Source organism: Mesoterricola sediminis (assembly GCF_030295425.1).
GTDB lineage: Bacteria > Acidobacteriota > Holophagae > Holophagales > Holophagaceae > Mesoterricola > Mesoterricola sediminis.
Genome location: NZ_AP027081.1, coordinates 2649841 through 2664644, shown reverse-complemented (window position 1 = coordinate 2664644; position 14804 = coordinate 2649841). Strand labels below are relative to the sequence as shown.

The following is a 14804-nucleotide window of genomic DNA, read 5'->3' as shown; positions in this document are numbered from 1 at the left end:
ACCCACATCGCCAGCACGCTCGACCTCCGAGCGCTTCAATATGGCGCAAAAAAAGCGAAATAAAAGCGGTAATTTTTTCCGCGTGCCGCCCCTCAGGGCCCTCCGGAGGGCGCACGGATTGTGGGCACATTGTCGGTATGACAATGGGGATTGTATTCATGGAAGACTTCAAACGAGGGAATTTATGAACGCTGAAACCGCGCGCCGCATCCACGACCTGGGGCACCTGGTGGGCAACACGCCCCTCCTGGAGATCCGCTTCACCTTCGAGGGGAAACCCCGGCGAATCTTCGCCAAGGCCGAGAACCTCAACATGACGGGCAGCATCAAGGACCGCATGGCCCTCCACGTGCTGACCCGGGCCTACGAGCGCGGCGTCCTGGCGCCGGGGGCCCCCATCGCCGAAGCCACGAGCGGCAACACCGGCATCGCCATCTCGGCCCTGGGCCGGGCCCTCGGGCACCCGGTGACGATCTTCATGCCGGACTGGATGAGCCAGGAGCGCAAGGACCTCATCCGCAGCCTGGGCGCCACGATCCGCCTGGTCAGCCACGCGGAGGGGGGCTTCCTGGGCAGCATCCGCCTCTCCGAGGAGCTGGCGGCCGCGACGCCGGGGTGCTTCCTGCCCTGCCAGTTCTCCAACGAGGACAACGTCACCGCCCACCTGACCAGCACCGGGCCCGAGCTCTGGTGCCAGCTCCACGTGCAGGGGCTCGTGCCCGACGCCTTCGTCGCCGGGGTGGGCACGGGCGGCACCGTCATGGGCGTGGGCGGGTTCCTCCGCCAGCGGAATCCCGCCGTGCGCGTGTATCCCCTGGAGCCCGCCAACTCCCCCACCCTCTCCACGGGCCACAAGGTGGGCAAGCATCGCATCCAGGGCATCTCCGACGAGTTCATTCCCGCCATCGTCAAGATGGACGAACTGGACGAGGTGGTGGCCGTGGACGACGGGGACGCCATCCTCATGGCCCAGATGCTGGCCTCCCGCCTCGGCCTGGGCGTGGGCATCTCCAGCGGCGCCAACTTCCTGGGGGCCCTCAAGGTGCAGGAGGCCCTGGGCGCGGACGCGGTGGTGGCCACCATCTTCTCCGACGACAACAAGAAGTACCTGAGCACCGACCTCATGCGGGAGGAGCCGGTGAAGCCGGACTTCCTCTCCCCCCGGGTCGAGCTCACGGAGTTCCGGGCCTGCAAGCGGGTCTGCATGACCTGCTGGGACGAGCACTCCGGGATCTACGTGCCGGCGACGGGGGACATGCGGACCTGCGCCCGCTGACCCCGCCCGAGGTCCCCGCAAAAAGCGTATTGCATTAATAGATTATTGAAGTACGTTGGGGCACGCCCCGGGTGCCCCATGCCCCTCCCCCCTCCGATCTGGATCTCCCTCCGCGCCCGCCCCTTGGCAGGGCCCCCTTCGGACAGGCAGGATCACTGCCTCGACCCGGTTCCGGCCGGGGCGGGGGAGGGGACCTGGCTGGCCCGCCTCTGCTTCGGCTCTGGAACGGAGAACGATAAAAATATCATGTTCGCCGAGGGCTGGCCGGGGCACTGGCAGGTGGAGCCGGACGGGCGCACCTGGCTGGCCTTCGCGCCGCGCCCGGTGCCCGCCGCCTTCCTCGTGGGCCTCCTGGCCCTGGGGTGGCGCGGGGGCTCGGTGCGGGTGCGGGCCGCGATCTTCGAGCGGCGGGATGGGCGGGAGTGGCTCTGGGGCCAGGCGGAGGCCCGCTGGGACCGGCGCGGCCTCCTGGATTTCTGCCAGGCGGTGCGGACCCGCCCCGTGGCCCTCGGGGTGGAGGGCGGCCGCACCTGGTGGCCGGCGGAGACGGCCTGACTCAGGCTTCGCCCAGGCGGGTCCGGAGGGCGCGTTCGGCGGGCTGGGACAGGGCCTTGGCCACGAGCCAGCCCAGGCCCCAGGCCGCCAGGAGGGCCGGCACATGCCACAGGAAGGCCCAGGGGCCGGGCCGGGCCTTGGCCAGGCGCACGATGGGCCAAACGATGAACATGTGGGTCAGGTAGATCTCGTAGCTGAGCCGGCCCATGGCCTGGAGCCAGCCCGTGAAGGGCAGGGGGGCCGGACCCCGGGCGTGGAGGGCGATGACCAGGAGGGCCGCCGAGCCCGTGAGCAGGAGGAGGTCGCCGTTCCGCAGCACGGGCCAGAGCCAGGTCTGGAGGAAGATGGCGGCGAAGAGCCCGGCGCCGCCCAGCGCCGCCAGGAGGCGCCGCGCGTCGGGGCCCGGACGGGCCTGGGCCAGGGCCGCCAGGACGCCCATGGCGATGCCGGCCATGCCCGGGAGGTAGGCCTTCTCCTGCCAGATGGGGGTCCCCTGGAGGGCCGCCCGGGACCAGGGCAGGGAGAGGGCCAGGACGGCGAGAATCGCCGCCAGGACGCCCTTCCGCCGCGTCAGGAGGGCCGCGATGGGGAAGGCCAGGTAGAACACCTCCTCGATGGACAGGGACCAGAGGACGTCCCAGTTCCCCGGCAGGTAGCCCGTGACGCCCTCGTACCAGTTCAGGTGGAGGCCCAGGGCGGCGAGGACGGCCCGTCCCAGGGACTGGCCGGGCCGGCGGATGACGTAGTCGGCGGCCCCGGCCGCGTGGAGGGCGGCGAGGACGGCGACCAGGGCCAGGAGGCAGGGCAGGATGCGCGAGGCCCGGCGCGCGTAGAAGGCCCGGAGGTCCACGGCGGCCAGGGACCCCCAGCGGTCGAGGGCGTTGGTGGCGATGAGGTAGCCGGAGACGACGAAGAACACGAAGACCGCCTCGTACCCGCTCCAGGCCAGGGCCGAGAGGAACCAGGCCGGGAGGACCGCCCCCAGGGCGGAGCCCTTGAAGGGGACGCGCATGCCCACGTGGTGGAGCACCACCAGGACGATGGACAGGCCCCGCAGGAGGTCGATGCCGGGGTTGCGGCCCCGCATCAGGCTTCCCGCTTCTCTTCGAGTTCCAGCCATTCCATCTCCAGGACGTCCAGGTCCGCGAGGGCGGCCTCCTTGTCCCGGAGCGCCTGGTGGCCGGGGGCGTCGGCGGAGATGAAGGCGGCGGGGTCGGCCATCAGGGCCTCGAGTCCGGCGATGCGGGCCTGGAGCCCGGCCATGGCGGCCTCCACCTCCGCCAGGCGGCGGGCCTCCTTCTGGGACAGCCCGGGCTTCCGCCGGGAGGGGTCCCGGGTGTCGGTGCGGGGCGCGGCGGCCTTGGCGGCGGCGGCCCTGGGGGCCTCCTGGGCGCGCTCGGCGCGCAGGCGCCGCACGGAGGCGGGGTTGCCCTCGTAGAACTCCCACCGGGGCGTCCCGGCGGGGTTCCAGGCCAGGGTGTGGGTCGCCACCTGGTCCAGGAAGAACCGGTCGTGGCTCACGAGCAGGAGGGCCCCGGGGTAGTCCAGCAGGGCCTCCTCCAGGTTCTGGAGGGTCGGGATGTCGAGGTCGTTGGTGGGCTCGTCCAGGACGAGGAGGTCCGCGGGCTGGAGCATGGCCTTGGCCAGCAGGAGGCGGTTGCGCTCCCCGCCGGAGAGGGTGCCCGCGGCGCGCTTCTGCTGGTCGGCGGGGAACCCGAAGCGGGAGAGGTAGACGAGGACGAGCATCTCGGAGCCGCCCACCTTGACCATGGAGGCGCGCTCGGCGATGTTGTCGGCCACCGAGAGGTCCCCCCGGAGCTCGCCGCGGCCCTGGCTGATGGCGGAGACGGAGAGGCGGGGGTGCCGGGTGAGGGCGCCCGCCGTCGGCTCCAGCTCCCCAAGGAGGAGCTTGAGGACCGTGCTCTTGCCGCAGCCGTTGGGGCCCAGCAGGGCGATCCGCATGCCGCGTTGCAGCACCAGGTCCAGGCCCCCGGCCAGGTCCCGGTCGGTGCCCGGGTAGGCGAAGCGCAGGCCCTCGGCCTGGAGGAGGCTGTCGCTGCGGTTGGAGCCCCCCGCGAAGGCCAGGGAGACCCGCTGCTCCTGCCGGGTGCGGTCCTTGACGTCGTCCTTGAGGTCCAGGACGTCCTGGATGCGGAGCTTGGACTTGCGGGTCCGGGCCTTCGCGCCGCGACGGAGCCAGGCCAGCTCGCGCCGGAGGCGGTTCTGCATGTGCTCGGTGAGGCGGGCCTCGCGGAACTCGCGGTCGGACTTCTCCAGGAGGTAGTCCGAATAGGAACCCTCGTAGCTGGTGACCGCACCGTTCTCCAGCTCCAGCATGCGGTCCACCACCCCGTCCAGGAGGTGGCGGTCGTGGGTGATCAGGAGGAGGGCGCCCGCGAAGGCCTGGAGCCACCCCTCCAGGCGCTCCACCTGCTCGGGGTCCAGGTGGTTGGTGGGCTCGTCCAGCACGAGCACGTCGGGGTCCTTGAGCCAGGCCTGGGCCAGGGCCACCCGCTTGCGCCAGCCGCCGGAGAGGGCCTCGACCTCCGCCTCCAGGTCCAGGAGGCCCCACGTGGTGACGGCCTCCTTCAGGCGGGGCTCCAGGTCCCAGCCCATGTGGCCCAGGTGGTGCTCGACGGCGTCCAGCTCCTGGTGCAGGCGCTCGGCCGCGTCCGGGGCCGCGCCCGTCAGGGCCTCGTGGATCTCCGCGTGGCGCCGGATCAGCTCGCGGTGATCGCTGAGGGCCCACTCCAGGGCGCTCCGGACCGTGGCCCCCGGGGGGAAGTGGGGGTCCTGGCTGAGCCGGGCCACCCGCAGGCCCTGGGTGAGGACCACCTCGCCCGAATCGGGCGTGTCCTCCCCGGCCAGGAGCTTGAAGAGGGTGGACTTGCCGGCCCCGTTCCGTCCGATGAGGCCCACCTTCTCGCCCGTCATGAGGCCGAAGCTGAGGTTCTCCAGGATCGGCTGGGCGCCGAAGCGCTTGGTTACCTTGACCAGACTGAGGGCGACGGGCATGCGGACTCCAGACCTTCCAGAATACAGCCTGCGCCGGCCCTTTTCAGGGCAGGAGGTCCCGCCAGGCGTCCAGGGCCCCCGCGAGGGCCGCCAGCTGCGCCGGTTCGGTGGTGTGGAAGCGGCTCACCAGCTTCCAGCCCTGGGGCACCTTCTGGTAGCGGTGCAGCCACAGGAAGGGGCCCTCCCAGGGCCCTTCCGGACCCCGGGTGCGCACCAGGTAGGCCACGGTGGACCAGGGGCCCCGCGAGAGGACGCGGCGCCCCAGCTCCTCGATCCCGGAATCCTCGTCGGATTCCAGGACCAGGTCGTCCAGGTCGGGCAGGATCACCGGGGCAGGGGCACGTGGAGGCCGATGCGCTCCGCGTGCTCGCGGGCGCTGTCGTAGCCCGCGTCCGCGTGGCGGAAGACGCCCATGGCGGGGTCGTTCCACAGGACCCGCCGGATGCAGCGGTCCGCGCGCTCCGTGCCGTCGGCCACGATGACGACGCCGGAGTGCTGGGAGAAGCCCATGCCGACGCCGCCGCCGTGGTGGAGGCTCACCCAGCTGGCGCCGCCGCTGCAGGCGGTCATGGCGTTGAGGAGGGGCCAATCGGAGACGGCGTCGGAGCCGTCCTTCATGGCCTCGGTCTCGCGGTTGGGGCTGGCGACGCTGCCCGAATCCAGGTGGTCGCGGCCGATGACGATGGGGGCCTTCAGCTTGCCCTCCCGCACCAGCTCGTTGAATTTCAGGCCGGCCAGGTGGCGCTCGCCGGCGCCGATCCAGCAGATCCGGGCGGGCAGGCCCTGGAAGGCGATCTTCTCGGAGGCGGCCTTGATCCAGCGGATCATGCCCTCGTTCTCCGGGAAGAGCTCCATCATGGCCCGATCGGTGACGGCGATGTCCTCGGGGTCGCCGGAGAGGGCGGCCCAGCGGAAGGGCCCGATGCCCTTGCAGAAGAGGGGCCGGATGAAGGCCGGCACGAAGCCCGGGAAGGCGAACGCGTCGGCGCAGCCGGCGCGCTGGGCCTGGGCGCGGATGTTGTTGCCGTAGTCGAAGGTGACCGAGCCCGTCTTCTGGAAGGCCAGCATGGCCTCCACGTGGGCGCGCATGGAATCGAGGGCCCGCTTCACGTAGCCCTCGGGATCCGACTTGCGCATGGCCGCGGCCGCCTCGAGGGTGAGGCCGGCGGGGATGTAGCCGTTGTATTCGTCGTGGGCGGAGGTCTGGTCCGTCACGAGGTGGGGCCGCGCGCCGCGCCGCACCAGCTCGGGCAGGATCTCGGAGGCGTTGCCCAGGAGGCCGATGGAGACGGCCTTCTTCTCGGCCACGTAGCGCTGGACGCGGGCCATGGCCTCGTCGAGGGAGTCGGTCCACTCGTCCAGGTAGCGGGTCGCGAGGCGCTTCTCGATGCGGGTGCGGTCCACCTCGACGCAGAGGGCCACGCCGCCGTTCATGGTCACGGACAGGGGCTGGGCCCCGCCCATGCCGCCCAGGCCCGCGGTGAGGGTCCAGGTCCCGGCCAGGCTGCCGCCGAAGTGCTGGCGGGCGGCCTCTGCGAAGGTCTCGTACGTGCCCTGGACGATGCCCTGGCTGCCGATGTAGATCCAGCTCCCGGCCGTCATCTGGCCGTACATCATCAGGCCCTTGCGGTCCAGCTCGCGGAAGTGCTCCCAGGTGGCCCAGCGGGGCACCAGGTTGGAATTGGCGATGAGGACCCGGGGGGCGTCCGGGTGGGTCTTCACGACGCCCACGGGCTTGCCGCTCTGGATCAGGAGGGTTTCGTCGTCACCCAGGTGCTTGAGTTCCTTGACGATGGCGTTGAAGCAATCCCAGTTCCGGGCGGCCTTGCCCAGGCCGCCGTAGACGATCAGGTCCTCGGGGCGCTCGGCCACGTCCGGGTCCAGGTTGTTCATGAGCATGCGGAGGGCGGCCTCCTGGAGCCACCCCTTGCAGTGCAGGTGGGTTCCGTGGGGGGCGCGGAAGACGGGGGCTTCGGTGGCTTGGGTCATGGGCGGTTCCTTTTGCTGGGGGCATTCTCTCACGGGGACCGGAGGGGGGGCTGGGATGGAAGGCACAAGTCACCCGCTCCCCGGGCGGGAGGGTTGAACGAAGGCTGCGTTCGCAGCCGGAGGAGGATCGCGCCGGCTGCCTGAGGGCCTCGGAACCGGTTGTGTACAAAGGTTTCTGTAAGTTAGTGTCCGTGCCGTATTTGGCGACCGGATAGCAAAGGGGCCACTGGCTCCAGTAGGTTGGTTGTGTCGAGCAAGCAATCTACGAAAGGAAACCAATGGCCGAGTTGAAGTTTGAGGTCCCCGCGGGGACTGTGGAAAGACTGTTGAACGAAGGCTGCGTTCGCAGCCGGAGGAGGATCGCGCCGGCAGCGTGAGGGATTCGGAACCGGCTAGCGGAATTGGCTGAAATGAGGCTCCTTGAATGTGGCGGTGTTACAGCACCGTCCCCCACATTCAAGGAGGTTCATCATGAGCCACAACCCCGTATTGTCGCGACTCGAGTCCGATCTTAGGATGGCCGGGCGTGCCAAAGGAACCATCCAGCAATATCTGGCCTCCATCCGGCGGTTCCAGGAGATGGTCGGCAAGTCGGCCGACCGTGCCTCCCAGGCGGAAATCCGCCGCTGGGTGGAGCACCTCCAGGCCCAGCCCATCGGCCCGGAACGCCTGCGATGCCACTACTCGGCGCTGGCCTTCCTATTCCGGAAAACCCTGGGCCAGCCCGACAAGGTGGCCTTCATCTCCATGCCCAGGAAGGATGCCCCGCTGCCCACCATCCTGACCGCGGCCGAGGTGGGCCGGGTGCTCAAGTCCTTCACTGTGGCCAAGTACAGCGTGTTCTTCGCCCTGATCTACGCCACGGGCCTCCGGATCAGCGAGGCCATCGGCCTGGAGACCCAGGACATCGATGCCCTGCGGGGGTGATCCACGTCCGACATGCCAAGGGTGGGGGCCAGCGCCTAGTCATGCTCCGCTCCGTCCTGCTGGATATGCTCCGGGAATATTGGAAGTACGAGCGCCCCACGCCACCCCTGCTGTTCTCAACCCGCTTCGGACGTCCCCTCTGCCCGGAGACGGCCCGTCGCGCCCTCCTGTGCGCCTCGGCGGCCTCGGGCATCGGGAAGGTGGTCACGCCCCACATGCTCCGGCACAGCTTCGCCACCTCCCTCCTGGAGAACCGCACGGACCTGAGGACCATCCAGGTCCTGCTCGGCCACAAGTCCATCAAGTCCATCCAGATCTACACCCAGGTCTCGGCCAGCCAGATCGCTGCCGTCCGGAGTCCCTTGGAGGACCTGGTCCCGTAGGCGGTGGCCTACTCCCGACCCCGGTTCGACATTGCGGATATCGTCAGGCGCCATCTCCCTGAACTGGAGGCGGACGCATCCCTGGGTCATCGCCAGACGAAGGTCCTCCGGGCCATCAGCCGCTGCCGCACGGCCGCCATGGGCGGTCATGTGGACGTCTGCCCGGACTGCGGCCGGGAGCACCCCAGCTACAACTCCTGCGGCAACCGGCATTGCCCGAAATGCCAGAACCTGGCCCAGGAGAAGTGGATCGAGGCCCGGGCCAGGCGGCTCCTGGCGGCAGCGCACTTCCATCTGGTGTTCACCGAGCCGTCCGAACTGCGCCCGATCGCCATGAGCCACGCGCGCCTGCTCCACGGGATCCTGTTCCAGGCGGCCAGCGCCACGCTCCTGGAACTGGGGCACACCCACCTGGAAGCCACCCTGGGGGTGACGTTCGTGCTCCACACCTGGACCCGGGACCTCCGCTACCACCCGCACGCCCATGCCCTGGTCTCCGCCGGCGGCATCGCCTTGGACGGGAGCCGGTGGGTCCCGACCTCCCAGAAATTCCTGTTCCACGTCCATCGCCTGGGCGCCCTGTTCAAGGGCAAGTTCATGGCCCTACTGCGCGAGGCTCAGGAGCGGGGCGAACTGGGCCTGACGGGGGTGGCCTTCAATGTGCTCATGGCAAGGCTCGCCAAGCGGAAGTGGGTGGTCTATGCCAAGCGCCCCTACCGGGAGGCCTGGCACGCCCTCGCCTACCTGGGCCGCTACGTTCACCGGGTGGGGATCTCCAATTCGAGACTCCTCGAGGTTGCCGATGGCCAGGTGACTTTCCGGACCAAGGGCAAGGCCACGGCCACCCTGCCGGAGGTGGCCTTCCTACGCCGGTTCCTGCTCCATGTGCTTCCGGAGCAGTTCACCAAGGTCAGGCACTACGGCCTATACGCCTCGCCCAAGCTGCTGGAAAAGGCCAAGGCCCACCTCGGCGACCAGGCCATCCCGGACCTCTGGCGAAAGCCCGCTCCCGACGATGGCGTGGAGGATCGGCTCATCGCCATCGTCGAATGCCGGGACATGCTGTGCCCCGACTGTGGCTCGATGATGGCCCGCAAGCACCTGCCCAGGCCGCGGGCGCCACCCGAGGGGACACCAGCATGACTGCCGTCCCTACTGCGCCCATCACCACCATCCCGTGCCTGGCGTCCCTGCCCGGATTGGGAAGGGTCTGGCCCGAATGGGTCGGCAGCCCGGGACCAGGCTGTCGCCAGAGAACCTTGCGGACCATGCAGGGCATCGTCGGGGCCCTCCGCATGCCCAAGGGAGCCCGACCCACCCCGAATTCCGCATAACGAGCGCGCCGGCTCCGCTGCGAACGAGCTTGTTCAACACCGCAATTCTGGGGGGCTGGGGCCGTCATGCACGCATGGCCGACCGGTACCTGCCCCCGGAATTGCTAACAGTTTGGTTTCCGCCATGTCCAGCTCCTTGGGGCACCGTCCCCTTGGATGACCTGATCGGTCGGCAATGGAGGATCCTTGAGTCGGATTTTCCGGTTTTGGGAAGAAGCACCCTACGCCCACCCCCTATCGGGGCCGGTCTTTGGGCCGCAATACCACCTCAGAAACGCATCCCTTGATCGTCCAAACGGGAAACTGGCGGACGCACGAGGTGCGCCCTTGTTTCCCCTCTGCCCCTTCAACCACTGACCAGAAATGAGCAAAGTGAAGGCAACGTGAGCGCACCAAACCGGCCCACCCCTCCGGCATCGCGCCAGGAAATGCGCCTGGCACACTCCCGGATCGCGGGCTGTCCGTGGAGGGATTCGACACACACAGGCTTTCAAAGACCACATAAATTCAGCGGATCGCTTGCGCCCGGTCATGAGCCCCCGCGTTGACGGGGGGGCTCACGACCGGGACAAACGGCAGGGAAGGAACAACAGAAAGGGCCGCGAGGCCCTTTTCTGAAACTGCCGAACTGAGGGGAGTATCGGGCGACATCCGAAACTGACCCACTTGCGACACGAATTCTGACCCACCCCCCCGAAAGGAGGAGGGCATGGAGTTCGAACCGCGGGACGCTGGTCTCCATAAGCCGGAGGCCAGAATGCTCGGAGACGGTGCAGTGGCCCAAATATTTGCTTTGCAGAACTTGGGCTGGTCGATCCGAAAGATCGCCCGGGAGGTCGGCCTCTCTCGGAATACGGTCCGGGACTGGCTTCGTGGAGGGCCGGACAGAAGCTATGGAAACGGCTCCCGGGCCGGCCTCCTGGACAGGTATTACTTCTGGATCCAGAACCAGTTCAACGCAGGGGCCGGAATGCCGATGTCCTTCGCCAGGAACTGGAGGCCATCGGAGTCTCCGTGAGCCTGCGGACCGTCGAGAGGGCCCTCCGCCCCTTCCGGCAGAGCTACGAGAGGGCTGAGCAGGCCACGGTCCGGTTCGAGACCCCGCCAGGCAAGCAGATGCAGGTGGACTTCGGGGAGAAGTGGCTGCAGATCGGCGGAGTCCGGCAGAAGCGCTACGTGTTCGTGGCGACCCTCGGCTACAGCCGGCGGTGCTATATCGAGATCTCCGGGAGCCTCCGCCAGCGGGATTGGATCATGGGCATCGAACGGGCCTTCCAGCACTTCGAGGGCGTCCCGGAGATCCTCCTGACCGACAATGCCAAGCCCCTGGTGGACAGGCGCAAGGGAGGTATCCCCGTCTTCCATCCGGAATTCGACGCCTTCTGCCGTCACTGGGGGACGGTGCCCAGGGCCTGCCAGCCGTTCCGGGCGAAAACGAAAGGCAAGGTGGAACGGAGCGTCGGCTATGCCAAGGGGAATGCCCTTGGGCGCGAGGGCTGGGAATCCGATGAGGCCCTGGATGAGCATCTGGTCTGGTGGATGCTCAACGTGGCCGACACCCGAATCCACGGGACCATCGGCGAGAGGCCGATAGATCGATTTCCGGCGGAGAAGGCGGCCTTGCGCCCGATGGGAAACCATCCCAGCTACCTCCTGGTGCGCCACCTGTCCCGGACGGTGGCTGCGGATGGCCGGATCGATGTGGATACCAACCGCTACAGCGTCCCGCCCCAGTTCATCGGGGCCACCCTGGAGGTGACCGTCGAGGCCGACACCATCCAGGTGTTCTGCCAGGACCAGGTGATCGCGGAGCATCCGGTCCATCCAGGACGCCGCCAAGTCATCGAGGATCCTGGTCACGCCGTCAGCTTCACCAACGGCATCGCCCGGGTGGGCAAACCCAGCGAGATCCGGCGGCCACTCTCCCACTACGCCGCCATCGTGGGAGGTGAGGCATGGTAGATCCCCGGCTCGAACGTCTGGAGCGTCACCTGATCCGGCTGAAGCTGGTCAGCACCCGGGAGCGCCTGGACACCCTCCTGGACCGCGGGGCCCAGAACGAGATGAGTTTCCTGGACTTTCTCGACTTGGTGATCAGGGAGGAAATCGAAAGCAAGGACCAGAAGCGGGCCCGGATGCGGATCCAGATGGCCAAGTTCCCCTTGGACCGGCGCATGGAGGACTACGACTTCAGCCTGCAGCCCAGCCTGGACCGCCGCCTTGTGACGGAACTGGAGACGGGACGCTACGTCGCCAACGCAACGAATGTCCTGCTCCTGGGGCCGCCGGGCGTGGGAAAGACCCATCTGGCCATCGCGAAGGCCATCGAGCAGGGATACAGCGCCAGGTTCATCCACGCCGCGGACCTGGTCCACCAACTGGCGGCGGCCTCGGACCACGGGGCGCTGGATGAGGCCCTGAGGGTATTCGCCCGCCCCCATGTCCTGGTCGTGGACGAGCTCGGCTACCTGCCCATGGAGCGACGGTCCGGGCATCTGTTCTTTCATCTGGTGCGGAAGCGCTACGAGAAGGGCAGCCTGATGATCACCAGCAACCAGCCCGTGGGCTCCTGGGGAGAGATGCTGGGGGACGAGGTGGTCGCGACGGCCATCCTGGACAGGCTCCTGCACCACAGCCATATCGTGACGATCAAGGGAGAGAGCTACCGCCTCAAGGAAAAGCGCCGGGCTGGCGTCGTGCCAGCCAAGGAAGTGGCCGGATGATGGCCGCGCCCGCCGGGATGTCCTGCGCTACGGCCTACGGCCTCCGCTCCGGACACCCCGGCGGCTTCAGTTCCCAACTACCAGGTGGGTCAGTTTTCGTGTCGCCTGGTGGGTCAATTTTGATGTCGCTTGACAGGGAGGTCTTCTCTCGAACACCGGCACGGTGTAACGTGAATCCGTGCGGATCCCTGCGGGATCCGACGGAACACGCTCCGAATGGGGCCATTGTCGCCGACCAGGCGCCGGGTTGAGATGTCGAAGGCCGCCTTCGCACCTTCACGGTCCCTTCGTGGGCCGGGAAACAGGGGCGTTTGGCGGGATACCCCAAATTCCGGATGGTCCTCCGGCCTGACGCCGGTGGTTTCTGGAGGCATCCGATCGAGAGCGTGGAGGCCGTCAGGCGCCGCAGAAATGGGCTCGGAGCAGGACCAGCCGGTCGAAGGCCAGACAGGTCCGCCCGAACTTGTAGGCCACCTGGCCCGCGTGGTGAACGACCCGTGCCGCCACGCACAGCAGTTCCTGGATCACCGTCCGGATGCGGCGACGCTTGCTCTCGTGCCGCTGCTTGTACCCCTTCAGGCCGATCTGCCCCATGAGGCGCAGGACGTTGTAGGCCAGGACGCCCATCTCCAGGATGAGGGCGTTGGTCATGAACTTGCCGCTGGGAAGCCGCTCCAGATCGAGTTCTCCCTTCATCTCGGAATGGAACTGCTCGCTCGTGCCGTGGTCCCGGTAGATGGCGACCACGTCGGCTTCCGGCAGGTCCAGGCTGGTGATCCAGGCATCCACGCCCACCAGGGGGAGCAGCAGGGCGTTGCCCTTGGCGTCCGTGGTGCGCTCGGAAACCTCCACCACCATCCGGTAGCGAACAACCCTTTCCTCGCCTTTGAACTTCACCGTTCGTTCCATCCGCTCCGAGAAGCGCACCACCCGCTTCCTTCCCGGGGTGGCTCCAGGCGGATTCCGGCATGCCCGCGGCCTTGTCCGCCCAGACCTCCAGGTTCTCCGTGCGCCAGTTGTGCTTGACCAGGTAGTCGATGCCTTCCTCGGCAGCCAGGGCGTAGTTCTCCAATGCGTCGTTGCCGGAATCCATGCGGAGCAGGATCCTCCTCCCGCTCACCAGTTTCTTGGCGAGGGCGCTCACCCGCGCCAGGAACGCGGGGTCTCCTTCTGCGAGTGTTGGGTCCCCTCCCGCAATTCGAAGCCCAGGGCCCAGCCCTCCTCGCCCAGGTAGGCGGCGATGGGCGCGTAGCCCTCGAATTGCTTGTAGGTCCAGCCGATGCCTTCCTTCTTGGAGTTGGAGTTGTCCAGCGGGGTGACATCGACGTCCAGGGCCACGTGCCCGGTGGAGAGGGCGGTGATCGGGGCCTTGCTCTTGCGTAGGAGGTCGCCGGTGGCTTTCTGTACGTAGGGCATGTAGAGGTCCGCCCCTTCGTCCAGCCGCTGCCGGACGGTGACCGGCGAGGGAAGGCCTGAAGGCCCAGGCTCTCCGGCGCGAGCACCTTGTCCTCCAGGGTCGAGACGGCCTCGAAGTCGCTCTTCCCCGTGCAGAGGGTTGCGACGTAGGCCAAAGCCACGTCGCCGGTCGGCACGGCTCCGGTCCGCTTGGGGAACTGCCGGGTGAGATCCTTGCCCAGGGTCGTGCACCGGTTCAGGATCTGGCCCACCAAGGCAAGCCCTGCGCCTCCAACCAGTTCCATCTTCTCAGACTTGATGAACTTGATTCCCATTCGGGTCACCCGTTGGGTGACACCGATCACCCGACTACAATGGTACCAAACCCTCATGGATATTGGGTTTCCGGAGATTCGCCGCAGGCGGATTGCACGGACTCAGGTGTAAGCAAGGTCTTACCGAATTATCTGTGGCAATTTGCCTGAGCCAATTTGGTATTGGAACCTCGTCATTACTAAGTTCTGCCATGCCCAAAAATCTAGAATCGGGTGTGCATTCTTTTCTAGATCGCTTGAAGGGATTTCGAATTCATTCCGATCTTTGGTCAAGTAACCCTTGCCAGGAATATCAATGGATGACCAAGTCTTTCCCTCATCCACTGATCTGCGGACAATGTGATAAGTCATCGCCTTCCCGCTTTCAATAGTCCAATGGATTTTAAGCCCGCTTTCTGTGGCCTCTTCTTTGAAGTCGATACTTGGAGCCTGTTCCGACTGCGGGAAATATTTTTCGCGGACCAGAATTCCACCCTTCATCAGTCGATAGCCACGAGCGGGTTTGTATCTCGGAACCAAGGCCCAGAACCAAGCCTCCATCGCCTTACCCTTTTTGTGATTGTTCTCATTATCAAAACCGTTCTTCTCCAACTCACGTGCCTCCACAATGCACGGGAAGGTTTCAATGGTGTCATCCAGGTAAAAGAGGGTGAATTCACCCTGTTCTTTGGATCTGAGGTCGGTTGGGAATTGTTCTGGAGGAAGGATATCTACACCCCCGTCACCTGGAGGGAGAGGGCGGAAGTTCACCTCCAATGGATATCGGATGATCCCCCTGTAGTAGACGGGGCTTTGAGAGCAAAGGTGGCTCGTTGCCAAAACAGCCATCCCCATAATCATGATGCGAATGTTGTGCATGTTGATCTCCATTG

Annotated in this window: 15 protein-coding genes; 8 read left to right on the top strand and 7 right to left on the bottom strand. The window is 67.0% G+C overall.

Annotation, left to right across the window (positions count from 1 at the left end):
- Positions 1-184 precede the first annotated feature (184 nt).
- Positions 185-1276 carry a PLP-dependent cysteine synthase family protein gene (locus tag R2J75_RS11695; protein ID WP_243335485.1) on the top strand — a complete coding sequence of 364 codons (1092 nt, stop codon included), beginning with the start codon at positions 185-187 and terminating at the stop codon, positions 1274-1276.
- Between the two features lie 78 nt (positions 1277-1354).
- Positions 1355-1831 carry a hypothetical protein gene (locus R2J75_RS11690; protein WP_316410235.1) on the top strand — a complete coding sequence of 159 codons (477 nt, stop codon included), beginning with the start codon at positions 1355-1357 and terminating at the stop codon, positions 1829-1831.
- A gap of 1 nt (position 1832) precedes the next feature.
- On the opposite strand, the gene R2J75_RS11685 is transcribed toward R2J75_RS11690, so the two are convergent.
- From R2J75_RS11685 to hutU, 4 genes are read right to left on the bottom strand one after another with little or no spacing between them, the layout of a single operon-like run.
- Entirely contained in the window at positions 1833-2918 is a 1086-nt protein-coding gene (locus tag R2J75_RS11685; protein ID WP_316410234.1) for an acyltransferase family protein, read from the bottom strand.
- Positions 2918-4846, bottom strand: coding sequence for an ABC-F family ATP-binding cassette domain-containing protein (locus tag R2J75_RS11680; protein WP_243335492.1), 1929 nt, complete (start codon positions 4844-4846; stop codon positions 2918-2920). The genes R2J75_RS11685 and R2J75_RS11680 overlap by 1 nt, the downstream gene beginning before the upstream one ends.
- 43 nt (positions 4847-4889) lie before the next feature.
- The gene (locus R2J75_RS11675) at positions 4890-5174 is read right to left on the bottom strand and encodes a hypothetical protein (protein WP_243335494.1); all 285 of its coding nucleotides are present in this window, start codon (positions 5172-5174) and stop codon (positions 4890-4892) included.
- Positions 5171-6835, bottom strand: a complete 1665-nt coding sequence (gene hutU / locus R2J75_RS11670) for a urocanate hydratase (RefSeq protein WP_243347454.1) — start codon at positions 6833-6835, stop codon at positions 5171-5173. The genes R2J75_RS11675 and hutU overlap by 4 nt, the downstream gene beginning before the upstream one ends.
- A gap of 516 nt (positions 6836-7351) precedes the next feature.
- On the opposite strand from hutU, the gene R2J75_RS11665 reads away from it, so the two are divergent.
- From R2J75_RS11665 to istB, 6 genes are all read left to right on the top strand, one after another.
- On the top strand, positions 7352-7762 hold the full coding sequence (locus R2J75_RS11665) for a tyrosine-type recombinase/integrase (protein WP_316410233.1): 411 nt from the start codon (positions 7352-7354) through the stop codon (positions 7760-7762).
- Positions 7763-7803: 41 nt separating this feature from the next.
- Entirely contained in the window at positions 7804-8145 is a 342-nt protein-coding gene (locus tag R2J75_RS11660) for a tyrosine-type recombinase/integrase (RefSeq protein WP_316410232.1), read from the top strand.
- 3 nt (positions 8146-8148) lie between these two features.
- Positions 8149-9288 (top strand): IS91 family transposase, encoded by a 1140-nt coding sequence (locus tag R2J75_RS11655; RefSeq protein WP_316410231.1) that lies wholly within the window; start codon positions 8149-8151, stop codon positions 9286-9288.
- 900 nt (positions 9289-10188) lie between these two features.
- Positions 10189-10497 (top strand): helix-turn-helix domain-containing protein, encoded by a 309-nt coding sequence (locus R2J75_RS11650; protein WP_316410230.1) that lies wholly within the window; start codon positions 10189-10191, stop codon positions 10495-10497.
- Positions 10416-11441 carry an IS21 family transposase gene (gene istA, locus R2J75_RS11645; protein ID WP_316411604.1) on the top strand — a complete coding sequence of 342 codons (1026 nt, stop codon included), beginning with the start codon at positions 10416-10418 and terminating at the stop codon, positions 11439-11441. The genes R2J75_RS11650 and istA overlap by 82 nt, the downstream gene beginning before the upstream one ends.
- The gene (istB, locus tag R2J75_RS11640) at positions 11435-12202 is read left to right on the top strand and encodes an IS21-like element helper ATPase IstB (protein ID WP_316410229.1); all 768 of its coding nucleotides are present in this window, start codon (positions 11435-11437) and stop codon (positions 12200-12202) included. Before istA ends, istB begins: the two co-directional genes overlap by 7 nt.
- A 396-nt stretch (positions 12203-12598) precedes the next feature.
- Here the strand turns inward: istB and R2J75_RS11635 are convergent, their stop codons facing one another.
- From R2J75_RS11635 to R2J75_RS11625, 3 genes are all read right to left on the bottom strand, one after another.
- The gene (locus R2J75_RS11635; RefSeq protein WP_316410227.1) at positions 12599-13099 is read right to left on the bottom strand and encodes a transposase; all 501 of its coding nucleotides are present in this window, start codon (positions 13097-13099) and stop codon (positions 12599-12601) included.
- 243 nt (positions 13100-13342) lie between these two features.
- Positions 13343-13618 carry a hypothetical protein gene (locus tag R2J75_RS11630; RefSeq protein WP_316410226.1) on the bottom strand — a complete coding sequence of 92 codons (276 nt, stop codon included), beginning with the start codon at positions 13616-13618 and terminating at the stop codon, positions 13343-13345.
- A 434-nt stretch (positions 13619-14052) separates the two neighbouring features.
- Positions 14053-14790, bottom strand: coding sequence for a hypothetical protein (locus R2J75_RS11625; RefSeq protein ID WP_243334480.1), 738 nt, complete (start codon positions 14788-14790; stop codon positions 14053-14055).
- Between the last annotated feature and the right edge of the window lie 14 nt (positions 14791-14804).

Excerpts from the sequence above, each read along its gene's own strand:
- R2J75_RS11695 (WP_243335485.1), top strand. The coding sequence starts at position 185 with ATGAACGCTGAAACCGCGCGCCGCATCCACGACCTGGGGCACCTGGTG.
- R2J75_RS11690 (WP_316410235.1), top strand. The coding sequence starts at position 1,355 with ATGCCCCTCCCCCCTCCGATCTGGATCTCCCTCCGCGCCCGCCCCTTG.
- R2J75_RS11685 (WP_316410234.1), bottom strand. The coding sequence starts at position 2,918 with ATGCGGGGCCGCAACCCCGGCATCGACCTCCTGCGGGGCCTGTCCATC.
- R2J75_RS11680 (WP_243335492.1), bottom strand. The coding sequence starts at position 4,846 with ATGCCCGTCGCCCTCAGTCTGGTCAAGGTAACCAAGCGCTTCGGCGCC.
- hutU (WP_243347454.1), bottom strand. The coding sequence starts at position 6,835 with ATGACCCAAGCCACCGAAGCCCCCGTCTTCCGCGCCCCCCACGGAACC.
- R2J75_RS11665 (WP_316410233.1), top strand. The coding sequence starts at position 7,352 with ATGGCCGGGCGTGCCAAAGGAACCATCCAGCAATATCTGGCCTCCATC.
- R2J75_RS11660 (WP_316410232.1), top strand. The coding sequence starts at position 7,804 with ATGCTCCGCTCCGTCCTGCTGGATATGCTCCGGGAATATTGGAAGTAC.
- R2J75_RS11650 (WP_316410230.1), top strand. The coding sequence starts at position 10,189 with ATGGAGTTCGAACCGCGGGACGCTGGTCTCCATAAGCCGGAGGCCAGA.
- istB (WP_316410229.1), top strand. The coding sequence starts at position 11,435 with ATGGTAGATCCCCGGCTCGAACGTCTGGAGCGTCACCTGATCCGGCTG.
- R2J75_RS11630 (WP_316410226.1), bottom strand. The coding sequence starts at position 13,618 with ATGCCCTACGTACAGAAAGCCACCGGCGACCTCCTACGCAAGAGCAAG.
- R2J75_RS11625 (WP_243334480.1), bottom strand. The coding sequence starts at position 14,790 with ATGCACAACATTCGCATCATGATTATGGGGATGGCTGTTTTGGCAACG.